The organism is Clostridium aromativorans (assembly GCF_020908015.1).
Taxonomy (GTDB): Bacteria; Bacillota; Clostridia; order Clostridiales; family Clostridiaceae; genus Clostridium_B; species Clostridium_B aromativorans.
The window spans coordinates 41,248-65,607 of sequence record NZ_JAJJPB010000018.1 but is presented as its reverse complement, the minus strand read 5'-3'; the positions used below and the strand labels follow the sequence as shown (position 1 = coordinate 65,607).

The following is a 24,360-nucleotide window of genomic DNA, read 5'->3' as shown; positions in this document are numbered from 1 at the left end:
ATAATAATACAACTGCAGCATGATATGTTATATTTGCTGTAGCTGTATAATATCTTAGTGTTGTTCCCAATTTATAAATTTTAATTTTGACGGTCATATGTGAATAGGAGCTGTCAAAACACGGTGTTTTGTGTGAAGAATGTCTTTGTTTTTCCCAACAAATAAAGTTCCTATTTGTTTACCTTCAATAATACTGTATAAATTCTCTGGTCTTTGACCATGGGTTATAATCATATCAATGCCATGTGAAGTGGCAATTTGGGCTGCATCAAGCTTTGTGATCATTCCACCGGTACCACGGTTTGAACTAGAACCTTTTGCCAGTTTACGGATATTTTCATCAATATTACTAACTTGTTGGATAAGTCTTGCGTTGGGGTTTAACCTTGGATCACTTTCATAGAGCCCATCTATATCTGACATAAGAATTAATTTCTTTGCCCTGCAAAGTACAGCTACTATTGCGGAAAGTGTATCATTGTCACCAAATATTTTTTGGCTGGATTCAATTTCCCGATGGCTTACAGAATCATTTTCATTTACAATAGGAATAATATTTCTCTCTAAAAGGGAATCGAATGTGTTTATCAGATTGCGATTTTTTTCTTCCTGGTATACATCTTCTTCACTTAGAAGTATCTGGGCAACAATCTTACCGTATTCGCTGAAGAATTTATCGTAAATATGCATGAGTTCGCATTGCCCTACAGCAGCAGCAGCTTGTTTTATTCTGAGTTCTTTGGGACGCTCAATCAACCCCATTTTATTTGTTCCCACGGCAATGGCTCCGGATGAAACGAGGATGATCTCATAGCCTGAATTCTGGACACCGGATAAGACTTGAGCTAGCTTATCAATGTGCTGAAAATTTATTCCATAATTTTTACTTGTAATAGAAGATGTACCCACTTTTATGACTATACGATTTTTTATAAGTTTCATAATAAGCCAATCCTTTCTGTATTTTAGTTTTTATAGAATATAATTGAATATTGGTCTCATTTAAATATGATAAAATGATTATGTTGTTTAATTATCTAATTTAGATATCTTTTTTAAAAACTTACTTTATAATAAGAAAGCCCTAAGTTGATTAAAATCAACTTAGGGCGAATATACTTTTCCGTGTTACCACCTAAATTCAGTAAGAACTGCACTCAACCAGTACGAAGACATATCTTGATACTGTTTTCCTGATAGCGGTGGAATTTCCGATGAAGCCTACTGGATGTTCTTTCGGTTCATAGCTCCAAGACTGGTTCAATATTTTTTCATTAAAGTTTCACACCGGCCAACTTCTCTCTTAAAATCTAAAATACTTACTATTTCTTTTCACAGCATTTATAATATTTATTTTTTAAAAGTATAACACTAATTGAAAAAAATATCAAGTAAAGAATTATTGATGTGTATAATGGATATCTTTGAAAACAGACAAACTGGATGGAGCCATATAAAGATTACAAAATTGTAAGATGGCATTTTATTTTGTAAGGCAGCAGACATGGAGCTGGAGATGGAATTCATCTATAATTTAGATAGATAGGAGGGAAAGTATAAAATGGAAATATTAAAGGTGGAGAATTTGACTAAGATATATGGGAAAGGTGAAAACAAAGTAGAAGCACTGAAAGACATAAACTTATCCGTAAATAAAGGAGAATTTGTAGCAATTGTAGGTGCTTCAGGTTCCGGCAAGAGCACGCTTTTGCATCTTCTGGGAGGTCTTGACAGGCCTACTGCAGGTAAAGTGATAATTGAAGGAGAAAATATTTATGGTTACAAGGAGAACAGGCTTGCTGTATTCAGGCGGAGGAAAATAGGATTTGTGTTTCAATTTTTCAATCTGATACCTGTTCTGGATGTAGAAGAAAATATATCACTTCCGGCACTTTTAGACAATGACAGGGTGGATGAAAAATATTTGGAGGAAATTATAAAATTATTGGGACTTGAGGAAAGAAAAAAGCACCTTCCTTCTGAACTGTCAGGAGGTCAGCAGCAAAGGGTGTCCATTGGAAGAGCTCTTTTAAACAAGCCTTCCATGGTTCTTGCAGATGAGCCTACGGGAAATCTTGACAGCAAAAATTCAAAGGAGGTCATTGAACTTTTAAAATATACAGCTAAAAAATACAATCAAACCCTTGTACTGATTACTCATGATATAAATATAGCGTCTATGGCAGACAGGATAGTTACTATTGAAGATGGACATATAATTTCAGATAAACGTCTGCAAAATGACTAGATAAAGAAGGAGGTGATTAATATGATTACAAGTTACAAGGAACTTACAGGAAAATATCTCAGTTCAAATAAAAAGAGAAGCATACTCACTATTATAGGGATAGTATTGTCTGCTGCACTTATATGTACAATAGGTTTCTTTATCATGAGCATGCAAAATGCAGAAATTGAAAGGGTAAAAAGTGCCTATGGCTCCTGGCATGTGTCCTATACAGCTCCAGATAAAGAGCTTGCTGCAAAAGTCACAGGAAACCCCAAGGTTTCACGCAGCGGTTTTTGTCAACAAGGTGAGAATATAAAGATAAATGAGGATGTAAGTGTGAGTCCCGTTATAGCTTCGGACAGTGCCCTGGAACTTCTCCCCTATAAGATAAAGACAGGGAGATTTCCAGAAAATGACCATGAGGCAGCTGTGGAAAACTGGGCACTCAGATACGTGAAAAAAGATGCAAAATTAGGTGACAAGATAAAATTAAATGGCAGGGAGTATACCCTGGCTGGAATACTCCAGGATAACTTAGACAGTCAAGTTAATAAAACAGGCATTTTTTTATCCAAAGACAGTAGTATTGATATGCAGAGATCACTACTTATTGCGGAGATAAGCTCAAAGACAAATTTAAGAAGGGCAGTTTCAGAACTGGATGGTCTGCCAAAAAATAAAACAGTAGAAATAAACGGCAAAAATACCCCATCTGTTGTGAATAATTCTCCTCTTATAGATATAGAAGGGGGAGGAGACGGCAAATCAGGATTGTCCGGGCTGTACTCTACAGTGGCGATTATAATAGGAATAGTGCTTGTAGCAGCAATTGCGGTAATATACAATTCTTTTCAGATAAGTGTAGTGGAGAGAATGAGACAGTTCGGTCTCTTGAGGGCAATTGGAGCAACTCCGGCACAGATAAGGAAAATAGTGCTCAGGGAGGCGTCGGTGCTTTCGATCATAGGTGTACCACTGGGACTCATATGCGGTATTATAGCTATTTTTGCCATAAATCTTATATTCAGGATGATTGGTAAAGATATGGTTTCCATGATGATGAAAGTATCTATATCACCTGTAGTCATGCTTATAAGTGCTGCAGTTTCAATAGCGGCCATATATATATCTGCGCTGCTGCCTGCACTGTTTGCGGGGAGAATTTCTCCACTGTCTGCCATAAGCGGAAGGACAGCCATTGTAAAGGAAAAAATAAAAAGAAGAAAAAATATAATTATAAGCAAGCTGTTTAAATTTGAAGGAAATATGGCCTATAAGAATATAAAGAGGAACAGGAAGAGATACAGGATAACTGTTTTTTCCATAGCCATAAGCGTGCTGCTGTTTGTTACCTTCAAATCCTTTATGGATATGACTTTGAATTTATCGGGAAGTGTGAACGAGTCCAAAAATATACATTTTTCCATTCAGCCAAATATAAAAAGCGGTTTTATAAAGGATGACACCATAAAAGGTATAAGTGCTTTGAATTCAGTGAGCAGGATATACAAAATGTACAATGAATACAATTTTGTTGAATTTATAGACAAGAGCAGGGAAATAGAGGCAGTAAAATCCATAGATGGAGTATACGGCAAAAACGTGGAGGTAGAGGGCGAAAAGAAAGTACCCATGAATGGAATTGTCACCGTCTATGATGAAAATGCCCTGGATGCTTCAAAAAAGTATCTGCAGTCCGGAAATATAGACATGAATAAGTTAAATGAGGAAAATGGTGTTATTCTGATAAATAAAAACTTGGTGTACAATAAAAAGGAAAAGAAAAGCTATGTCGGTCCAGTAGCGAACATAAAAGCAGGGGATGAGATAGAGCTTAAATACAGCGGAGAGACGAAGACTACTTCAATAGATGATGGAAATATTACAAATAGTTATAAAGAATCAGCTCAAAACAGTGGCGATATCAAAAAAGTAAAAGTGCTGGCAGTTCTTAAAGATGAACCTTTTGATCTAAATGGACAGAATGGACCAAAACTTATAACTACCAGGGAAGTGGCGGAGAAACTTACAGGAATAAATGATATCAAACCAGTGGTACTGAATATTGCTATCAAAGATGTCAAAAATGAAAACAGCGCAAAAGATCAGATAGAAAATATTATAAAATCCGATCCTTCACTTAGTTTGATAAATCATCTTGATAAAAACAGAAGCACAAGATCGGTGATTTTAATGATTGAAATACTGGTATATGGATTTGTAGTGGTAGTGTCACTTATTGGAAGTGTGAACATCATAAATACCCTCACCACAAATATAATACTCAGAAGAAGGGAATTTGCCATTTTAAAGGCCATAGGCCTCACTCAAAAGGGACTGAAAAAAATGATAGTGCTGGAAGGTTTTCTCTATGCGGTTATTGGAACCATATACGGCTCCATAATAGCATGTGGTCTTTCCTATATGATGTATCAGGGAACGGTGAGTGTAAGAGAATCCAGCTGGCAGATCCCATGGATCGGAATAGCTATTGCAGCTGCTGCAGCTGTAATCATAGGATATATTTCCGTGCTTTCACCTCTTTCCAGAATAAACAGGGAAAATCTGATTGACACAATAAGAGAAGACTATTAACAATTAACAATGTACAATTCACAATTTATGGTGATTGTACATTGTTTGTGATTTTGCTGTACAATCCGTTTTTGTTTTAAATTCTAAAAAGATATTGAATTTGTAAAAAGATGTGCTATAATTTACTTATAGCTACCATACAAGTATACTTGTATGGTACAAAGACAATGAAGGTGATGAATTATGACTCTTGTAACAGGCAAAAATTTAACCAGTAAAAAATTATATCAAATTTTAAAGGAAGATATTATACATCTTGATCTTAAACCCGGCCTCAGTATTTCTGAAAAGGGTATTTCTGAAAAATTCAATATAAGCAGAACTCCTGTAAGGGAAGCATTTTTACTTTTATCCCAGGAAGGACTGCTTGATATTTATCCGCAGAAAGGTACATTTGTATCATTGATTGATCTGGATGCAGTAGAAGAAGCAAGGTTTTTGAGGGAACATGTTGAAAGAGCTGTGGTAAGGCTTGCGTGTAAACAATTTCCTGAAGAAAAGCTTATATTTCTGAAGATGAATTTAGAAATGCAGAAGATGTCCATTAAAAAAAATGATTATACAAGGGCGTTTAAATTGGATGAGCAATTTCATAAAACTATTTTTGAGGGGTGCAATAAGGAGAGAACCTGGGATACTATATGTCAGGTGGAAATGGATTTTCAGCGCATACGTGTGCTTACACTTTCCTCTAATTTGAAAATTGATGATGTATATTCTCAACATAAAATTATAATTGAAGCAATAAAGAATGAGAAACCCGAGAAGGCTGATGAAATTATGAAAAATCACCTGACTATGGTCAATTATAATTTAAAAGATGTAAAAGAGAGATATCCTCAATATTTTAAATGATGTCTGCATAAAATGAGGGTGTAACTTGACATATTCCGGCAAGAATATATCAAGCTCAAAAACCCTCTGATGAAATATATAACTATTATAATTTTAACATAATGTTTATTGTTATACCATAGTCTATTGAAAGTGAAATTCAGAGAGGTGAAAACTTTTGGAAAAGGTTTAATCTAACCTTAGTATCTAATGGATTGATAAGGCGGCAGTATGAAAGTATGATTGAATTGAAGAAGGATTGTATGAAGAATATAACGGCATGGAAAGCAGCTGAAATCAAATTACCGGATTTCAACTATGAGGAAATGTGCAGAAATACCAGGAAAAACCCGGTATGGGTGCACTTTGGTTCAGGAAACATATTTAGAGGATTTATAGCGGCACTCCAACAGAAGCTTCTGGATTCAGGTAAAATAAAGACAGGGATAACTGCGGTGGAGACCTATGACTATGAAATCATAGATAAAGTATACAAACCTCACGACAACTTGAGTCTTCAGGTAATTATGAGGCCGGACGGTAGTTTTGACAATACAGTTATTGCAAGTATTGGAGAAAGCATAGCTGCAGACAGGGAAAGAGAAGAAAACTGGAAGAGATTGAAGGAGATATTTTCAAAACCTTCACTTCAAATTGCCAGCTTTACTATAACTGAAAAAGGATATAATTTGAAAAAATTATCCGGTGAATTTATAGATGAAGTCAGCAGAGACATAGTGAATGGTCCAGATAAGGCAAGCAATGTGATGGCAAAAGTTGCATCACTTCTATATATCAGGTTTAAAGCAGGAGAACTTCCAATTGCAGTGGTTAGCATGGATAATTGTTCACACAATGGGGAAAAATTGTCTAATTCAATAAATACAATTGCAGCTAAGTGGGTTGAAAATGGACTTGTGGAAAAAGAATTTTTAAATTATATAGGCAATACCGATGAAGTTACATTTCCATGGAGTATGATAGACAAGATAACTCCAAGGCCTTCCAAATCTGTAGAGGAAAAACTTGAGGAACTGGGAATTAAGGGCATGAAACCAATAATAACAGTTAAGAACACCTATATAGCACCATTTGTCAACGCTGAGGGGCCTCAGTATCTTGTAATTGAAGATGCTTTTCCAAATGGAAGAGTACCCCTTGAAGAGGCAGGAGTGTATTTTACAGACAGGGAAACTGTTGAGAAAGTTGAAAAAATGAAAGTATGTACATGCCTTAATCCGCTTCACACGACAATGGCCGTATTTGGATGCATGCTTGGTTACAATCTAATTGCGGATGAAATGAAGGATGATGACATAGTCAGGCTTATAAATAAAATAGGATATGAAGAAGGCATGCCTGTGGTTTCAAATCCAGGGATAATAGCACCGGAGGATTTCATAAGGGAGGTTATAGAAGTACGACTTCCCAATCCATATATACCGGATACACCCCAGAGAATTGCAACGGATACATCCCAGAAGGTCGGCATAAGATTTGGAGAGACTATAAAAGCATATGTTGAAAGAGAGGATTTGAACGTAAGATCTTTAAAATATATACCTCTGGTTATTGCAGGGTGGTGCAGGTATATGCTGGGAATAGATGATCGGGGAAAAGAATTTGAATTAAGTCCCGATCCGCTTCTGGACAGCTTGAGAAAGCACCTTTCAAAGGTGAAGCTAGGAGGGAAATATGAGAGAGGCACTCTGAAGCCCATACTTTCCAACAGTGAAATATTTGGAATGGATTTGTACAAAATAGGAATTGGAGATAGAATAGAAAGTTATTTTTCTGAAATGGTAGCGGGAAAGAATTCAGTTAGAAATACACTTGAAAAGTATTTAAAATAAATATTATTGGGAAGGAATGTTTTTATGAAGATGACATTTAGGTGGTTTGGCGAAAATGATGACAGTGTTACATTGGATCAAATACGTCAAATACCGGGAGTTAAAGGAATCGTAGGATTTTTATCTGATATTCAGGCAGGAGAAGTATGGCCGCTGGACAGGATATTAGATTACAAGAAGAATATAGAGGATCATGGATTGGAGCTTGAAGTGATAGAGAGTGTAAATGTTCATGAGGACATAAAACTTGGACTGCCATCAAGGGATAGGTATATAGAGAATTACAGGGAAACAATTAAAAATTTAGGACAAACTGGTATAAAGGTTATATGTTATAATTTTATGCCTGTATTTGACTGGCTCAGAACTGACCTTGCATATAAGCTTCCAGATGGATCTGAGGTGTTGTACTACGATGATGACAAGTTGAAAGGGCTGGATCCTATAAAGCTTGTAGAGGACACTGAAAAAAGTTCAAATGGATTTTCGCTTCCAGGCTGGGAACCTGAAAGACTTAAAGAGCTGAAGAAAATTTTTGATTTATACAAGGGAGTAAATGAAGAAAAACTTTTTGAAAACTACAGATATTTTCTTGAAGCAATAATGCCAGTGTGTGAAAAATATGATGTTAAGATGGCCGTTCATCCTGACGATCCTGCATGGAATGTATTTGGACTTCCAAGAATAGTACATTCAAAGGAAAATCTGGATAAGATAATAAACCTTGTGGACAGTGCTTACAACGGAATTACACTTTGCAGCGGATCACTGGGATCCAGTACTAAAAACAATATACCCGAGCTCATAAGATATTTTGGTGCTAAAAAAAGAATATATTTTGCACATGTAAGAAATATAAAAATATTGTCCGAGAAGCATTTTCATGAAGTCTCTCATCTTTCCAGTGATGGAAGTTTCGACATGTTTGAAATAATGAAGGCATTTTACGATGTGGGATTTGATGGATACGTAAGGCCTGACCATGGAAGAATGATCTGGGGTGAAAAGGCAAGACCCGGATATGGACTGTATGACAGAGCTCTCGGAGCAACATATTTAAATGGACTCTGGGAAGCCATTGGAAAAATGGACAATAAAAAATAGACATTTTTTTACTCATAATTGATCATATAGAATTCCGACTATTCAATATGATCAATTATGAAAAAATGTCCAATAAAAATTATATACAAATTTAATTATAACATCAACTATTATGATTAACAATTAGGAGGAAATGTTATGAAAATTGCAAGAGTCTATGGAAAAGATGATTTAAGATTGGAGGAAGAAGAGATACCTAAAATTGCAAACGCCAATGATGTTTTGATAAAGACAAAAAGAGTTGGTATTTGTGGATCAGATGTTCATCTATATCATGGTGAAAATCCGTTAGCTGTATTACCGAGGGTTATGGGACATGAAGTTGTTGGAGAAGTTGTTGAAATTGGTAGTAACGTAAAAAATTTAAAAAAAGAAGACCATGTTGTAGTTGAACCAATTAGATATTGCGGCAAATGTTATGCATGTCGTCATGGGATGCCCAATGTTTGTAAGGAATTAAGTGTATTTGGTGTTCATGAAGATGGCGGTATGAGAGAATATTTTACAGTACCTGAGAAACAATGTTACATACTGGATAAAAAATTGGATTGGGATACAGCAGTACTTGCAGAACCGTACACTATAGGGGCAAATGCAACATTTAGAGGCAATGTGGGAATTGGTGACAAGATTCTTGTTCAAGGAGCAGGTCCTATTGGAATATGTATTCTTAAATTAGCTAAAATCAAGGGTGCAGAAGTAATGATAAGTGATATAGTATCCGAAAAACTGAAATTTGCCAAACAAAATGGAGCAGATAGAATTGTCAATGTATTAAATGAAGATATAAAGGAAGCGGTAAAAGATTGGACAGGCAATGAAGGGGTAAATAAAGTTATAGATGCTGTAGGCACTACAAAGACATTTGAACTTGGCTTTGATGTAACTTCACCGGCAGGAACTATTGTCGTACTTGGGTTTTCAGAGGATGATGCTCAAATTAAACAGCTTCCAATTACTAAAAAACAACTGACTGTTGTTGGAAGCAGACTTCAGGCTTATCAATTTGCAAATGTTATTAGGTTGATGGAAAGTGGAAATTTAAAATCTGACGGGTTAATTACGCATAAGTTCAAATTTAAAGAAGTTCAAAAAGCGTTTGATTTTGTTGATGAACATGCTGAGAAAGTTAAAAAAATGATTCTTACTTTTGGTGACTAGTTAAGATTAAGGCAGCTTGGAAATTAGGGATAGGTATTAAAAAATAAAGTTTAATTTTCATAAATAGCAAGGAAGGTGTAGTAAAAATGGAAAAAAATGATAATGCTACTTATCAGATTGAAACGAGAGAATTGGTTAAAGTTGCTGTAAGTGGTTGGCTTGGAACTGCGATGGAATTTATGGATTTTCAATTATATTCTCTTGCGGCAGCTATTGTTTTTAATGAAGTGTTTTTCCCCAATTCAAGTCCTGCCATGGGTTTAATAATGTCTATGGGAACGTATGGTGCTGGATATGTTGCTAGGTTGATTGGAGCATATATATTTGGAAGAATTGGTGACAAAATGGGACGTAGAACTGTTCTTTTTGTTACTATAACTCTTATGGGACTTGCGTCAACATTGATAGGTTTCTTGCCTACTTATCAAAAAGTTGGTATATTAGCGCCGATTGGATTAGTTGTATTACGAATCTTTCAGGGTCTAGGTGCTGGAGCAGAAATAAGCGGTGCTGGTGTTATGGTTGCTGAGTTTTCTAAAGTGAAAAACAGAGGTTTAATTGGTAGCTTAGTTTGTTTAGGAACTTCATCTGGAACATTATTAGCCAATTTAGTTTGGTCGATTATTTTAATGAATGTTAACGAAAACGATTTACTTACGTGGGGATGGAGAATTCCGTTTTTTGCTTCCTTTGTTGTCATGATTGCAGCAATTTTAATTAGAATTTTTGTTAAAGAGAGTCCGGTTATGGCGGAGAAGAAAAAGCTGCTTTTAAAAGAAAGAGAAGAAAAAGAAAAAAATAGTAAACCAGTTAAGGTTAAGAGAAAAGGAAAGAAGAGTTTTGCAATTGCCTTGGGATTACGTTTTGGACAAGCTGGCAATAGTGGTATTTTGCAAACATATCTAGCAGGTTTTATTGTCACTGTTCTTTTAATGCAAAAAACTGTTGCAACTAATGCCAATATTATTTCATCTTTAATATCTTTTATGACTATTCCTGTAGTTGGATATCTTGGTGATAAGTTTGGAAGAAGAAAGCTGTATATGATTTTATCATTTGCTATGGCAGTTTATGCGATTCCAATGATGATGATGATTAATTCAAAGAATGTTGTTGTACTGACTATTGCACTGGTAATTGGTTTGAATGTTGGTTGTCAAGGAATATTTGCTTTAGAAAATGTAATGCTCAGTGAATTATTTGGATCAAAAAATAGAGTGACTTTAGTATCTCTTGCTAAAGAAATAGCAGGTGTTATAGCTACTGGTTTTGGTCCTTTAATTGCAGCTAGCTGGGTGTCAGCAGTTTCAGGAAGTTGGCTTCCAGTTGCTATAATGCTTATTGTTTTCTCTTTAAGTACATTTTTTAGTTCTTATGCTTCTGAAGATGTTACCGGAAGAGATTTAAATGATTTAGATGATGCAATGTAGTTTTGTGTTTAAAGTTTATTAATCAAATGTGGGTTTAATTGCATGCTTGTTGTTAAGTCTTCTTATATAGTGAAACCTTTACATAATAAAATGGTATAGTCACAATTAAGTCATCCTTTACTGATATTTTTCGACTTTTTAGCGAAAATAGTCGGGCAAAGTGATGGCTTATTTTTGATATTGATAATTTTTAAATCATTTTGCTGTTTATAAACGTTATATAATATAGAAAAGGTTTTTGCAGGTTGTTTAGGAGGATACAGGATGGTTCGTGAGACCAGGTTACTACAAAAAATTGAAAATGAAGATATGGCTTATATGGATAAGCTGATTGCTCTTTATTATCCGGACATATTCCGATACTGTCTCTGGCATACGCCAAATCGCCAGACAGCAGAGGATGCCGCACAGGAAACATTTTTAAAGATGGCCCGTTATTTCAAAAAGTACGTACATAATGGAAAATTCAGAGCTTATATCTATAAGGTAGCTTCCAATGTGTGTATAGATATCTGGCGAAAAAAGAAAACAGAATCCCTGACTGAAGATCTGTCCTACAGGGAGCAGGGATTTGAAAAAGTGGAGGCTGATCTGGACTTGAAAGATTTAGTGCAGAAACTTCCTGAAAAACACAGAGAAATTGTACTTCTGCGTTTTGCACAGGATTTATCCTTGAGAGAGATTGCAGAGATAGAAAACATTCCACTTCGAACGGTACAGTCCCGATTGAGATCGGCACTGAAGCAAATTGAAAAAAATATAAAGTGATTCTTAGGCTCAGATGGAATTTGCTAATAAGGAATACTAGCCTTCGGATAAAGAAAGGAGAAAATGATCATGAATAAAAAATTGTGCTTGGATTTAAAAAAAGCCCTGAATGTACCTGTTGTGTATCATGGTGAACAGCTTGAGAAAGCCATCAGTCTGGCAAATAGTGAATATGAAAAGCACAGGTCAAGGGAGAGAATTGGATATGTGGAGTTTTTATTTCAACAGATTCCGTTTATGGGGAGGAGAATATGGATTTTCCAGGGTTCAATATTGATTCTTATGTGGCTGCTGCTCACTACTATTTTTCAGGAAGACTTTAAATATATTGCAGCCCGACACCTGCCGGATTTGCTCTGTCTATTTGCAATTTTCATAACTATGACCGGCTTGCCATTTTTGTGCAGATCTTATAGATACAAGATGCAGGAAGTGGAGACAGCTTCATTTATGTCAATGTCCGGATTATTATCAGCAAGACTCATTGTAATTGGTCTGGGTGACGGTATTTTCCTGCTGGCTGTTTCTCTTGTAACATTTAGCAAAGTGAGTATTTCCACTGCTTTAGTAATTTTTTATCTGCTGCTGCCTTTTCTGGTGTCCTGCTGCGGATGCATTTTCATCCTTCGGAGCAACCGCAGTCAGTACAATGTGTTTGCCTGTGAGTTTTTCTGTCTGCTCATATTATCGCTGCAGTTTCTGTTTCACACATTGGTGCCTCAAGCTTACCATCGGGCAGCTTTAACCGGATGGGTTGTGCTAAGTGTTTTTTTTGCAGCAGTTCTTGCCTTTCAGATATATAAGTTGATAGTGAAATTCAACAGGATCTGCGTTTGTTAAAATATCAAAGTATAGAGTTTAGATGTTAAATACTAAAAAAATCAAAGGGGTGATAAAAATAGAACTTGAGATATGTAATTTAACCAAGCAATATAAGGACAAAACTGCTGTGGACTGTGTGAACTTGAATGTATCACCTGGTGTATGGGGACTTCTCGGTGCAAACGGTGCAGGAAAGACCAGCTTGATAAAAATGATGGTAGGCATTACCGGTCCCACTTCAGGGAAGATACTATATGACGGAATTGAAATCGAGGTACTAAAAGAAGCCTATCGTGACATTTTGGGTTATCTGCCCCAGGATTTTGGTTTTTACCCTGAATTTACAGTGGTGGATTATCTGAAATATGTTGCAGCTTTGAAAGGACTCACCAAAAACCATACAAAAATAAAAATAGATGAACTGCTTCAGATTCTTACTCTAGCCGAAGTGAGGAAAAAGAAAATCTCCAAGCTCTCCGGAGGTATGAAAAGACGTGTAGGTATTGCACAGGCTCTTTTGAATGATCCGGAGGTGCTGATTCTGGATGAACCCACCAGCGGTCTTGATCCGGGAGAACGTGTGAAATTCCGCAAATTTATTTCTGAATTTTCCAGGGATCGAATTGTACTTATTTCCACCCATATTGTCTCCGATGTGGAATACATTGCCACCTGCAATGCCATCATGAAAGATGGAAAGATAATTTCAAAGGGAACTACGGATGAACTTGTGAAAACTGTTGAAGGCAAAGTATGGGAGAGCATAATACCTCCTGAACGACTTCCCTATTATGAAGGAGCTGTCCGTATTGTAAATATATTAAATGAAAAAGATGGAAATCTTTTCATCAGGTATTTGTCGGATGCCCCGGATATACCTGATTCAAAACAGGCCGTACCGCGGCTGGAGGATCTGTATCTATGGCTGTTTCCACAAGAGGAAACAAGAAAGGAGAAGATTTGACATGAGTATTTTTTATTTGGAATTGAAAAGGGTTCTGAAAACCCGTTCCACCTGGATTTTGCTGATAGCGGCCATTTTAATTTCTGGAGCCCTGGCCTATTTTCCCATATCCTTTGTCAATTACAATTATGTAAACGAGAATGGAAACAATGTTACAGTTTCAGGAATAAAAGCCGTACAGCTTATGAAGAAAACTACAGTTGAAGGGGATATCACACCGGATAAAATACAGAAGGCAGTTAAAAATTACCAGGAGGTTGCAAAGAAGTACGGAAGTATTTATAAGGATAATATTCCCCAGGACGTCCTTAATAAAAAAATACTTCCATTTCAACATATAATAAACAGGTTAGAGAATGTATATGCAGATCCACAGACCAAGACACCTGTGGATTTAAGCAAAATTTCTCCCGGGGAAGCGGCAGAAAATTTCTATAAAAAATACACCTGGCAAATAAAAAATAGAGCCATTCAGCCTTCAGCCCAGAAAAAAGCTCTTGCCCTCTATGAAAAAGTGGATAAGCCCTTCAAATTCACCTATGGTTTTGGCAGCAGCGATGCGGGAAGTTACCTCATCATCTTGCTCTTCTTGCTGGTGTTTTTATGTACGTTTATTACTGCCCCTATATTTTCTGCAGAATATCAGACAGGAGCGGACAATATACTCAGGTGTACCAAATACGGAAGGACGAAACTTGCTGTATCCAAGATAATTTCTGTTGTTCTGATCTGCGGCATAACCTCTGCGGTATGTATTTCCATTTTCCTTTTGGTTGAAAACAGTGTATTTGGGTGGGAAAGTTTAAAAACTTCAATTCAAAGTGTGGAAACCATCTGCCTTCCTGCTATAAATGTAGGTCAATTTGAGATGATCACTGCAGCTGCAGGTCTGCTTACACTTCTTGCCACTGTCAGCTTTACACTGTTTCTGTCTGCAAAATGTAGAAATACAGTGAATTCCATGATAATAGCCATTGTGTTCTGTCTGCTGCCTCTCATACTTTCCTCTATTTCAGGAAGCAATGCAGTGAACTGGCTGAGGATGATTCTGCCCTCTGGAGGAGTAGGTCTTGGAAACAGTTTCGGCATTAGCCTTGTAGAACTTAAATTTCTCACATTGGGATCTTACAGTTTTTGGTCGCCCTATGTAATGATCACCGCATCGGCTGCTGCCGTTCCGTTGTTTTTAATTCTTACAGTTTTATCCTATTGCAGGCATGAAGTGGCTTGAATTGAAGAAAAGGCTTTCTTGTAAAATTGATATTTTTGTTACTGCAAATATAAAGATATATGTGTTATAATTAAAAATATTAATAGATATTTAAAGAGATGATTTTTTACAATTAAAAAGGTTAAAAGTTACAGGTTTTAAAAAATTAATAGGGAAAGCGGTAAAAATCCGCTGCAGCCCCCGCTACTGTAAATAGGGATGAAATCATATATATTTGCCACTGGAAATATTTTTCCGGGAAGGTATTGAGATTAAAATGAACTATGAGCCAGGAGACCTGCCTGTAAATTTTTTGATAAATAAGCCTTCGGAGGGAAGTGGTTGTTTATATATGAATTTTGTTTGTATATAACCATAGCAGAAAAGGCTATGGTTTTTTGCTTTGGATTGCAGCAAGATTCTGACAAGAAGGCATCAAGGAAAACTAGATAACACCAGCTATCAAAAGTCAATAGGAAGAGAGGAATGGAATATGAAAAAGACAAAAATATTTTTATTGGTATTGGTTATTGTAATGGTTACATCTGTATTTGCCGGATGCGGCAAAAGTGTTAATAGTGAAAATGGCAGCAGCAATCAAGTCGATACGGAACAGAAAAAAATTAAATCGGCGTCTGAATATGGCGTGACACTTAATAAAACCAGTGTAGTATTTACAGATGCCAGAGGGAAAAAAGTAACTATAAAAAAGAATCCCAAAAGAGTTGTCTGCCTGTATAATTCTTATCTTGATATTTGGGACAGCTGCGGTGGAAAAGTAATAGGAAGAGTTCAAGAAGCTGAAGAAAAGCCTGTTAAAAATGCCGAATCTGCCCAGGTTGTTGGAACTCCAGGGTCTCCAAGTTTGGAGAAGATATTGGCACTGAAGCCGGATTTGGTCATAGCAACTGACGAGTTCAAAAATCAGGCAGCAATGGTACCGGTGTTGGAACAAAATAATATTCAAGTTATCGCTTTAGCTAATACCTATTTAAAGGATTATTATATGACACTGAGACTTTTTAGTGGAATTACCGGAAGAGAGGATTTGTATAAAGAACATATTGATGAGGTAAAGAAAAATGTAGATAAAATAATAACAGAAACTCCAAAGGATAAAAAATATAAGGTTTTAATAATATTTGCCACGGCCAAAGATATTACAGTCAGAAACTCCCATTCAATGTTGGGGGAAATGCTTAAAGATCTGCATACAGTGAACATATCGGATGCAGAGGCAAATTCATCTGAGGCAAAGGTATTTAGCATGGAAAAGATAATACAGGAGAATCCGGATTTTATATTTGTACAGACTATGGGAAGTGACAAAGAAAAGATAATGGAAAAGCTAAAGGAAGATGTGGAGGATAATCCGGCATGGAATTCTCTTTCTGCTGTGAAGAACAAAAGGTATATAATTCTTCCTAAAGATTTATATTTGTACAAGCCAAATGCAAGGTATGCCGAAGCTTATGAAGGATTGGCAAAGATACTTTATCCCCATGTATTCAACAAAACAAATTAAAAAAGCCCGCAGTTTTGATATGAAGGATATAAGGCTTTTTGACTGGAACAATTAATACTGAGGAGAATAGAAAATGGTTAAGGGCAATATAACAACTCAAAGGATTGGAAAAAGATTTATTTTATTGATTTTTATAGTTGTATCTATTATCAGTTTTTTTGTAAGTGTAGGGAATGGAGCCGTAAATATAGGTCCCAAAGAAATAGTGAATGCGGTATTCTTTGAAAAATCCACAGTAAATTATCAGATAATATGGAATGTCAGACTGCCCAGAACCATAGTGGCTGCTCTTGTTGGAACCTGCCTTGCACTGTCGGGATCCATACTGCAGGGTGTTATGAGAAATCCATTGGCGGGACCGAATATTATAGGAGTTTCCTCCGGAGCAGGACTTATGACACTGATAATTCTCATACTTTTTCCGGATTTTTATCATCTGGCACCTTTGGGGGCATTTGCAGGTGCACTGATGGCTACTCTTTTTATATATTTTTTAGCCTGGAGAGAAGGAGTAGCACCAACAAGACTGATATTAGCCGGAGTTGCCGTCTCTTCTCTGTTGGGAGCAGGGACAAATGCACTTATGACATTTTATCCAAACAAAGTGGCGGGAATTATAGGGTTTATGGTAGGAGGGCTTTCGTCAACTACATGGAAGCAGGTAAATACCTTATTTCCCTATGCCTCTGTGGGTATTATTCTACTTTTACTGATGCCCAACAAATTGAACATATTGATGATGGGGGATGAAGTAGCTACAAGTCTTGGATTGAATGTAGAAAGAACCAGGTTTGTCTTTATCGTGATCTCCTCCCTGCTGGCCGGAAGTGCAGTAAGTGTTGTAGGCCTTCTTGGATTTGTAGGACTTATAGTACCGCATATGACGAGGCTGTTTATTGGTTCGGATTACAGATATTTGCTTCCATCGGTTATTTTTACAGGGGCTGCTATGGTCATGCTGTGTGACACCCTTGCGAGAGTGATGTTTGCACCTATGGAGATACCTGTGGGAATTATAATGTCAGCTCTGGGAGCTCCTTTTTTTCTGTATTTGCTTAGGAGAAAGAGAGGGTATTGATATGGAATTGAAAGTTGAAAATCTAAAAGTGAATTATGGAAATAAGATAGTTGTAAAAGACATCAGTTTTGATATACATTCTGGAGAAATAGTTACAATTATAGGGCCCAATGGCTCCGGAAAATCAACTTTAATTAAGGCTGTAGGCAGATGTTTAAAACCTGCAGGAGGTAATGTATATTTAGATGGAACTGATATCAGAAATATGAATACCAGGGCCGTTGCACAGAAGTTGTCCATACTTCCGCAGATGAAAAACATAGCCTCAGATATATCTGTGGAAGAACTGGTGTCCTACGGCAGATATCCGCATTTGAAATTCAGAAGAAGACTTGACAGAGAAGATATGGATATAATAGATTGGGCACTGGAGAAAACCGGACTTGTCCCCTTGAGACAGAGGTTTGTTACAACCTTGTCCGGAGGAGAAGAGCAGAGAGCGTGGCTGGCCATGTGTCTGGCTCAGAGGCCTGAAGTACTTTTGCTGGATGAACCCACTACATTTCTTGATATATCCTATCAGATGGAAATTCTGGAATTAATAAAGGAATTAAACGAGACACTGGGCTTAACTGTGATCATGGTTCTGCATGATTTGAACCAAGCTGCAAGATATTCAGATACAATTGTTGTTATAAAGGATGGTAAGCTGTGGGACATGGGAATGCCGTATAAAATAATAAAAAAGGAATTGCTAAGAAAAGTTTTTGGAATAGAAGCTGACATATATGAGGATAAGATAAATAAATGTCCATTTTTTATTCCTAAAAATGTTATTATTTAAGTTGGAATGAGCCTTTTATACACTTTTAAATAAACCCATAGGGCATTTATTAAAAGCAATGTTCCTGTAATGAAAAATACATATCTGATGCCTAAACAGGCAGATACTTGTCCTCCTAAAATCGAACCTCCAAACACTCCCAGGTATTGGGCAGAAATATTAAATCCGAAAATTCTACCAGTGAGAAAGTCTGGAGTGATTTTTTTGATCATTACATTTACAGAAGGATTAAGCCCTCCCATTACCAATCCAAGTAAAAACCTGAGTCCCATAAGCTGCCAGGGATCTTTTACAAATGCCTGTGGTATGAAAATCAATCCAGCGGCTATAAGTGATGTCAACATGATCTTATGGGTTCCAATTTTATCTGAAAGTTTTCCAAGCCTTGGGGCAGCGATTATATTTGCAAGACCTGAGGCTGAAAATGCCATTCCGGCAATCAATGCCACATGATTCATATTATGGGATAATTGAGTGACATATATCGTTATAATTGGCTCAGCAGAATATAACGACATAGTTAATATAAAAGATGTCACAAACATTATAGCAGTTAAATTTTTGTAGGGTATGCTGTCCCATACTTCCTTGATCTTCAATATTTTATTATTTTGACGGGTGAAAGATTCCTTTACAAATAAAGCCGTTATAATGAATGCAATCAGAAGTAGTGCACCTGTTATAAAAAATACATTTTTAGGGCCAAAGTTTTCTTCTATGAAACCGCCGATTACCGGTCCAAGTAAGGAACCTGCTATATTCGCCGTTGAAAGTGTACCTAGAGCCCAACCTGCATGTTCATTGTCCGTCTGAGTTGCAATCAATGTAGTGCAAGCCGTACTATAACCAGTTATAACGCCTTGCAGCAGCCTCAATCCTATAAGTTCATATACATTATGCACAAATCCCATGCTTCCTATAACTATTGCCATGCCGAGACTTGCGCGAAGGAGCATTGGTTTTCGACCGAATTTATCGGCAGCATGACCCCAGATTGGTGAAAAAATAGCTGATATTATAAAAGTAGCACCAAATGCAATTCCTGAAAACTGTTCAATTAAAGAGGTATTGTAAATACCCAAATTTCCTATATATAGAGGTAATACAGGAGCAATTTGACTCATTCCTATACCTGTCACAAACATTCCAAACCAGCAGACAACCAGATTTTTTTTCCACAATTCCATATAAATATTACCCTTTCTTTTCGTGCTATATGATATAATAATAAACTATAATTTATAATTTATCAAATAGTAGTATAGTTTAAAGTTGATAAACCTTCATAGTAATGCTAAACTATGCTTATCCAGACGTGTAACAAGTATCTATCTCCGATTTTAAGAAGTTGGAGTATTAGCAATGGTAGCGTTCGGATAAATAAACGTATGGGGAGAGATATTTATGCAAAAAAGGAACCTAACCGGCGAAAAGATAATTAAGGCTGCTTTTGCATTGGCTGAGGAGATCGGCTTTGATAGAGTTACTTTTCAAAAAATTGCAGATAAACTGCATATAAAATATCCATCTTTATATAATCATTTTGATAATATGGATGCTCTTAAAACAGAGATGACAGTATATGTTATTCGCATATTGAATTTTAAATTAATGCAGGGACTGGTAGGTAAAAGTGGAGAGGATGCAATCAGGCAATTTGCCCATATTTATCGGGATTTTGCTTTTGAAAACAGGGAGGCTTATAAACTTTTCATGAATATTCCCAGCACGAAAAATAAAGAAATAAATTGTATGGCAAGAGAAACCATGAGCATTATTAAAAGCATTTTAAATTTTTATATAGATGATAGGGTGATTTTAGTCCATAAAAGTCGTGAATTAAGAAGTATTTTGCATGGATTTGTATCATTGACTTTTCTTGGATATTTTCAGCATAAACCTGATGTAGAAGTAGAAGACAGCTTTGAATTTATGATAGATGATTTTATTTTTTCTATCGAAAACGGCAAATCACCAGATTGTAATTGATGGTATCATTTGGATTTATGACACTGAATGGTATAATTAATTTAGAACAGTAAAATTATTATGTTTTACATTCAATATTGATGGTGAGGTAAAGTCAATGTACAGATTATTGCTGGTAGAGGATGACAGTGCCCTTGCAGCGGGAATAGAGTTTACTTTAAAAGATGAAGGATATGAAGTCCTAACAGTGTCAACAGTTAAAGATACAAAGAAAATAATGGAGGATAAAGAGTTCCATCTTATTATTCTAGATATAAATCTGCCTGATGGAAGCGGGTATGATCTGTGTAAATACATAAGGAGCAAAAGTGACGTTCCCATAGTGTTTCTGACTGCTCTTGACGAGGAAGTAAATATTGTGCTTGGTTTGGAAATTGGTGGAGATGACTATATAACCAAACCATTTGGGGTGAGAGAGCTTTTGTCTAGAATAAAGGCTATAATAAGAAGAAATTATAAAAGGGAACCTTCAGGCAGCATGTTTCAGAGCGGAAATATAACAGTAGACACTACAAGCGCTCTGGTGAAAAAGGGAGACAAAAAGGTGATGCTTACAGCACAGGAGTATAAGCTGCTTCTTATATTTTTAAATAACCCTGAAGTTCTCATGAAGAGGGATGAGATATTAAACGGCCTTATTGAAGGTGAAAAATCCTTTTTTGACGAGAATACACTGTCGGTCTATATAAGGAGAATAAGAGAAAAAATAGAAGATAATCCAAGGGAACCCCAGTATATAGTTACACAGAGAGGTATGGGTTATATATGGAATAAAAAGGTCAACAAGGAGTAATTGATATGAGAAGATATTTTATAAATCCCGAGCTCAGGAGAAGTACGACAATTCTCTTGATTTTAAATGTGTTTTTTATGACGGCTGTGCTTTTAAATTTAAAAATGTATCATTATAATCTCAAGCAGGATTATGTACTAACTTTTGGAGCCGTAACCGAAAGGATATACAGGAATAATCCTGAAATTGCCAGGGAAATAATACCTGTTATTACAGCTGGGGCGGATGAAGAAGAGGCTCAAAAGGGGAAACATATATTAGAACAATATGGGTTAAGCGAAAAATTGGAAAATGAACTTTTCCCATATATTAATAAATCTGCACTCAGGGAAAATTTAAATATAATCCTGATATTTATAAGTATGCTGATTATATTTTTTTTGCTTAACTATATTCAGTATGGATATTTTTATGAGAGAATAAGAAGGTTAAATTTTGGTGCAAAGAAAATAGTGGAAGGGGATTATGACATATCAATAGGTGAAGATAGAGAAGGGGATTTTTCAAAACTTTCCGTTTCATTCAATTCAATGAGGGAAATTATAAGAAATAATCTGAATGAGCTTAAAAAAGAGAAACAATTTTTGGTTGAACTTCTGTCTGATATATCCCACCAGCTTAAGACACCTCTTTCTTCTATGATAGTTTACAATGATATTTTGCTTAACAAACAGCTTTCAAAAGAGCAGTCGAGAAACTTCCTCATAAGCAGCAGGAACCAGCTTTACAGGATGAACTGGCTTATTAAGAGCATATTGAAACTGGCAAGGCTTGATGCTAGGGCAATAGAATTTCATATGAAGGGGCAGAGTCTGAACGAAACAATAAAATATTCTATAGAGGCTCTTGAAGAGAAAATAGTATCGGCAGGTGTACAGGTGAAATTCCATGAAGAGGGAGAAATAGTATTTTACCATGACAGACACTGGCTTTGTGAGGCTCTTATAAATATAGTTAAAAACTGTGTGGAACATACTCAAAGAGGAGGTAAAGTAGATGTATGTGTGATGGAAAATCCAATTTATAAGAGAATCACCATATCGGATAATGGGGAGGGCATAGGTGAAAAAGATCTTCCCAACATATTCAAGAGATTTTATAAAGCCAGAACCTCAAAAAGCAGTGATTCCATAGGAATAGGTCTGGCACTTTCAAAATCTATATTGGAAGCCCATGATGGAATTATAAACGTTCAGAGCAAACTTGGAGCAGGAACTACTTTTAGGATCACGTTTTTGAAGTACTAATGGGGGTATTGATATACCCCATGTGTTTTGCTTTCCTGAATTTTTTCATTGAGTTCATTTAGATAAGTCCACCTGTCAATTTTTTTATCCAGCTCTTTTTTCAAAGTCTCTTTTTCAGCTGTGAGTTTTTCGAGAAGTATATAATCAGAAGATGCCTCCTCCATTTCCCGTTCTTTTTCAGATATGGCATTTTCCAGATTTTCGATTATGCCGTCTATTTCATTGAATTCCAGTTGCTCTTTATAGGTAAACTTTAACTTCTTTTCTCGAGTATGGGTGTGAATTTTTTTCGCCTTATTTTCTTTAATATTTCCACCTGAAATTTCATTTTGCTTTTTTCTCTGCATCTGGCGAAAATAGGAATAGCTGCTGGTATACTGGGAGATCCTGCCGTGACCTTCGAAAACAAACAGCTTGTTGACTATTTTATCGAGGAAATATCTATCGTGGGATACGGACACAACAGCTCCTTTGAAATTCTGAAGGTAGTCCTCCAAAATAGTCAGGGTTTCTATATCAAGATCGTTTGTGGGTTCGTCTAGAAGAAGCAGATTGGGATATTCCATGAGCACTTTTAAAAGATAGATACGTCTTCTCTCCCCGCCGGAAAGTTTCCCAAGAGGAGTCCACTGAACCGAAGGTTCAAAGAGAAATTTTTCCAGTATCGCCGAAGCACTTATTTTTTCACCGCTTTCAGTATCGGCATATCCCGAGGTATTTTTTATATACTCGATGACCCTTTGATTCATATCCATGTCGGGTATTTCCTGGGAAAAATATCCTATTTTAATTGTCTCACCTATATCTATACTCCCGCTGTCAGGCAAGATCTTTTCACTCAATATATTCATCAGAGTGGATTTACCGCAGCCGTTTGGCCCTAGTATACCTATTCTATCATTATTCAGTATATTATATGAAAAATTCTTGACAATTATTTTATCTCCGAAACTCTTGCTTATATTATCTATGTTTATCACTTTTTTGCCTATCCTCGAACTTTTGATGTCTATGTCCAGTTTTGGATCTGATGTTATATGTTTCTCTGATGTTAGATTTTCAAATCTTTCTATCCTTGCTTTTTGCTTTGTACTCCTTGCTTTCGCACCTCTCCTTATCCAGGCAAGTTCCTTTTTAATAAGGCTTTTTCTCTTTCTGTCATCTGCATTTTCCCTTTCCAGTCTCTCTGCCTTTTTCTCCAGAAAGGTGCTGTAATTTCCCGTATAGCTGTATAAATTTCCATGGCTAAGTTCAAATATCCTGTTCGTGATTTTGTCCAGAAAAAATCTGTCATGGGTCACCATGACAAGTGCACCATTAAATTTATCCAAAAGATCTTCCAGCCATTCTATGGTTTCATCATCAAGGTGATTTGTAGGTTCATCAAGTATCAAGATATTTGAAGGAGTTATGAGCGTGGAAGCCAGAGCTATTCTCTTTTTTTGCCCTCCTGAAAGTGTGGATACTTTTGCGTCAAAATCAACAATACCCAATTTTGTAAGTATGGTTTTGGCCTTGTTTTCAATCCCCCAGGCATTTTCTGACTCCATTTTGGAGTTGAGATCAAAGATACTGTTTTGAAGCTCTGTATTGTCCGGATCTTTTTTAATTAGACCCAGGACGGCCCTGTATTTTCTTAAAAGTTTCATTACCGAGGAATTTCCTCTGAAAATCTGTTCCAGTACTGTGGCATCACTGCTGCTGAAATCGCAATTTTGAGGAAGGTAACCCAGGTCACATTTATTTGCCCTTGTAATTCTGCCCCTGTCAGGTATTTCAAATCCGGAAAGAATTTTTAAAAGAGTGGATTTACCCGTGCCGTTGACACCTATTATACCTATTTTGTCCCCCTCATTTATTCCAAGACATATATTTTCAAGCAGTATTTTTTCACTGTAGTTTTTACATATATTTTCTGCAGTCAATAGATTCATTATTACACATCCTTTGCCCTATTATTATAACATGAGTTG

General features: G+C 36.3%; 20 protein-coding genes, 1 riboswitch and 1 other annotated feature. Of the genes, 17 read left to right on the top strand and 3 right to left on the bottom strand.

The window, feature by feature from the left end; all coding sequences use genetic code 11:
* Nucleotides 1-93: 93 nt before the first annotated feature.
* Nucleotides 94-942 (bottom strand): glutamate 5-kinase, encoded by an 849-nt coding sequence (proB, locus tag LN736_RS13205; protein ID WP_150355827.1) that lies wholly within the window; start codon nt 940-942, stop codon nt 94-96.
* Between the two features lie 160 nt (nt 943-1,102).
* Nucleotides 1,103-1,345, bottom strand: a binding site (T-box leader).
* Between the two features lie 216 nt (nt 1,346-1,561).
* On the opposite strand from proB, the gene LN736_RS13200 reads away from it, so the two are divergent.
* From LN736_RS13200 to LN736_RS13135, 14 genes are all read left to right on the top strand, one after another.
* A complete protein-coding gene (locus tag LN736_RS13200; RefSeq protein ID WP_106010450.1) occupies nt 1,562-2,248 on the top strand; it encodes an ABC transporter ATP-binding protein in 687 nt (228 codons plus the stop codon).
* A 21-nt stretch (nt 2,249-2,269) separates the two neighbouring features.
* Nucleotides 2,270-4,825 (top strand): ABC transporter permease, encoded by a 2,556-nt coding sequence (locus tag LN736_RS13195; RefSeq protein WP_229981696.1) that lies wholly within the window; start codon nt 2,270-2,272, stop codon nt 4,823-4,825.
* A 183-nt stretch (nt 4,826-5,008) separates the two neighbouring features.
* Entirely contained in the window at nt 5,009-5,680 is a 672-nt protein-coding gene (locus LN736_RS13190; RefSeq protein ID WP_150355825.1) for a GntR family transcriptional regulator, read from the top strand.
* Between the two features lie 218 nt (nt 5,681-5,898).
* Nucleotides 5,899-7,512, top strand: coding sequence for a mannitol dehydrogenase family protein (locus LN736_RS13185; RefSeq protein ID WP_268253891.1), 1,614 nt, complete (start codon nt 5,899-5,901; stop codon nt 7,510-7,512).
* A gap of 24 nt (nt 7,513-7,536) precedes the next feature.
* Nucleotides 7,537-8,616: a mannonate dehydratase gene (uxuA, locus tag LN736_RS13180; RefSeq protein WP_229981695.1), complete on the top strand. Its 1,080-nt coding sequence runs from the start codon at nt 7,537-7,539 to the stop codon at nt 8,614-8,616.
* Between the two features lie 138 nt (nt 8,617-8,754).
* A complete protein-coding gene (locus tag LN736_RS13175; RefSeq protein ID WP_229981694.1) occupies nt 8,755-9,777 on the top strand; it encodes a zinc-binding alcohol dehydrogenase family protein in 1,023 nt (340 codons plus the stop codon).
* Nucleotides 9,778-9,863: 86 nt separating this feature from the next.
* Nucleotides 9,864-11,207 carry an MFS transporter gene (locus tag LN736_RS13170; protein WP_229981693.1) on the top strand — a complete coding sequence of 448 codons (1,344 nt, stop codon included), beginning with the start codon at nt 9,864-9,866 and terminating at the stop codon, nt 11,205-11,207.
* Between the two features lie 264 nt (nt 11,208-11,471).
* Nucleotides 11,472-11,975: an RNA polymerase sigma factor gene (locus tag LN736_RS13165; RefSeq protein ID WP_229981692.1), complete on the top strand. Its 504-nt coding sequence runs from the start codon at nt 11,472-11,474 to the stop codon at nt 11,973-11,975.
* Nucleotides 11,976-12,044: 69 nt separating this feature from the next.
* Complete coding sequence (locus LN736_RS13160) at nt 12,045-12,815, top strand: hypothetical protein (RefSeq protein ID WP_229981691.1); 771 nt, start codon at nt 12,045-12,047, stop codon at nt 12,813-12,815.
* 58 nt (nt 12,816-12,873) lie between these two features.
* A complete protein-coding gene (locus LN736_RS13155) occupies nt 12,874-13,761 on the top strand; it encodes an ABC transporter ATP-binding protein (RefSeq protein WP_347562615.1) in 888 nt (295 codons plus the stop codon).
* Nucleotide 13,762: 1 nt separating this feature from the next.
* Nucleotides 13,763-14,992: an ABC transporter permease gene (locus LN736_RS13150; RefSeq protein ID WP_150355817.1), complete on the top strand. Its 1,230-nt coding sequence runs from the start codon at nt 13,763-13,765 to the stop codon at nt 14,990-14,992.
* Between the two features lie 115 nt (nt 14,993-15,107).
* A riboswitch (cobalamin riboswitch) is annotated at nt 15,108-15,291 on the top strand.
* A gap of 173 nt (nt 15,292-15,464) precedes the next feature.
* Nucleotides 15,465-16,496: an ABC transporter substrate-binding protein gene (locus tag LN736_RS13145; protein ID WP_150355816.1), complete on the top strand. Its 1,032-nt coding sequence runs from the start codon at nt 15,465-15,467 to the stop codon at nt 16,494-16,496.
* Nucleotides 16,497-16,569: 73 nt separating this feature from the next.
* Nucleotides 16,570-17,574 carry a FecCD family ABC transporter permease gene (locus LN736_RS13140; protein ID WP_150355815.1) on the top strand — a complete coding sequence of 335 codons (1,005 nt, stop codon included), beginning with the start codon at nt 16,570-16,572 and terminating at the stop codon, nt 17,572-17,574.
* Nucleotide 17,575: 1 nt separating this feature from the next.
* Nucleotides 17,576-18,358 (top strand): ABC transporter ATP-binding protein, encoded by a 783-nt coding sequence (locus LN736_RS13135; protein WP_150355814.1) that lies wholly within the window; start codon nt 17,576-17,578, stop codon nt 18,356-18,358.
* Here the strand turns inward: LN736_RS13135 and LN736_RS13130 are convergent.
* The gene (locus LN736_RS13130; protein ID WP_150355813.1) at nt 18,355-19,545 is read right to left on the bottom strand and encodes a multidrug efflux MFS transporter; all 1,191 of its coding nucleotides are present in this window, start codon (nt 19,543-19,545) and stop codon (nt 18,355-18,357) included. The two genes, LN736_RS13135 and LN736_RS13130, sit on opposite strands and share 4 nt — an antisense overlap.
* Before the next feature lie 217 nt (nt 19,546-19,762).
* On the opposite strand from LN736_RS13130, the gene LN736_RS13125 reads away from it, so the two are divergent.
* From LN736_RS13125 to LN736_RS13115, 3 genes are all read left to right on the top strand, one after another.
* Nucleotides 19,763-20,347 carry a TetR/AcrR family transcriptional regulator gene (locus LN736_RS13125; RefSeq protein WP_150355812.1) on the top strand — a complete coding sequence of 195 codons (585 nt, stop codon included), beginning with the start codon at nt 19,763-19,765 and terminating at the stop codon, nt 20,345-20,347.
* Between the two features lie 97 nt (nt 20,348-20,444).
* Nucleotides 20,445-21,140 (top strand): response regulator transcription factor, encoded by a 696-nt coding sequence (locus tag LN736_RS13120; RefSeq protein WP_150355811.1) that lies wholly within the window; start codon nt 20,445-20,447, stop codon nt 21,138-21,140.
* A gap of 5 nt (nt 21,141-21,145) precedes the next feature.
* Entirely contained in the window at nt 21,146-22,387 is a 1,242-nt protein-coding gene (locus LN736_RS13115; RefSeq protein ID WP_150355810.1) for a HAMP domain-containing sensor histidine kinase, read from the top strand.
* Here the strand turns inward: LN736_RS13115 and LN736_RS13110 are convergent.
* A complete protein-coding gene (locus LN736_RS13110) occupies nt 22,384-24,321 on the bottom strand; it encodes an ABC-F family ATP-binding cassette domain-containing protein (protein WP_229981690.1) in 1,938 nt (645 codons plus the stop codon). The two genes, LN736_RS13115 and LN736_RS13110, sit on opposite strands and share 4 nt — an antisense overlap.
* Nucleotides 24,322-24,360 lie beyond the last annotated feature (39 nt).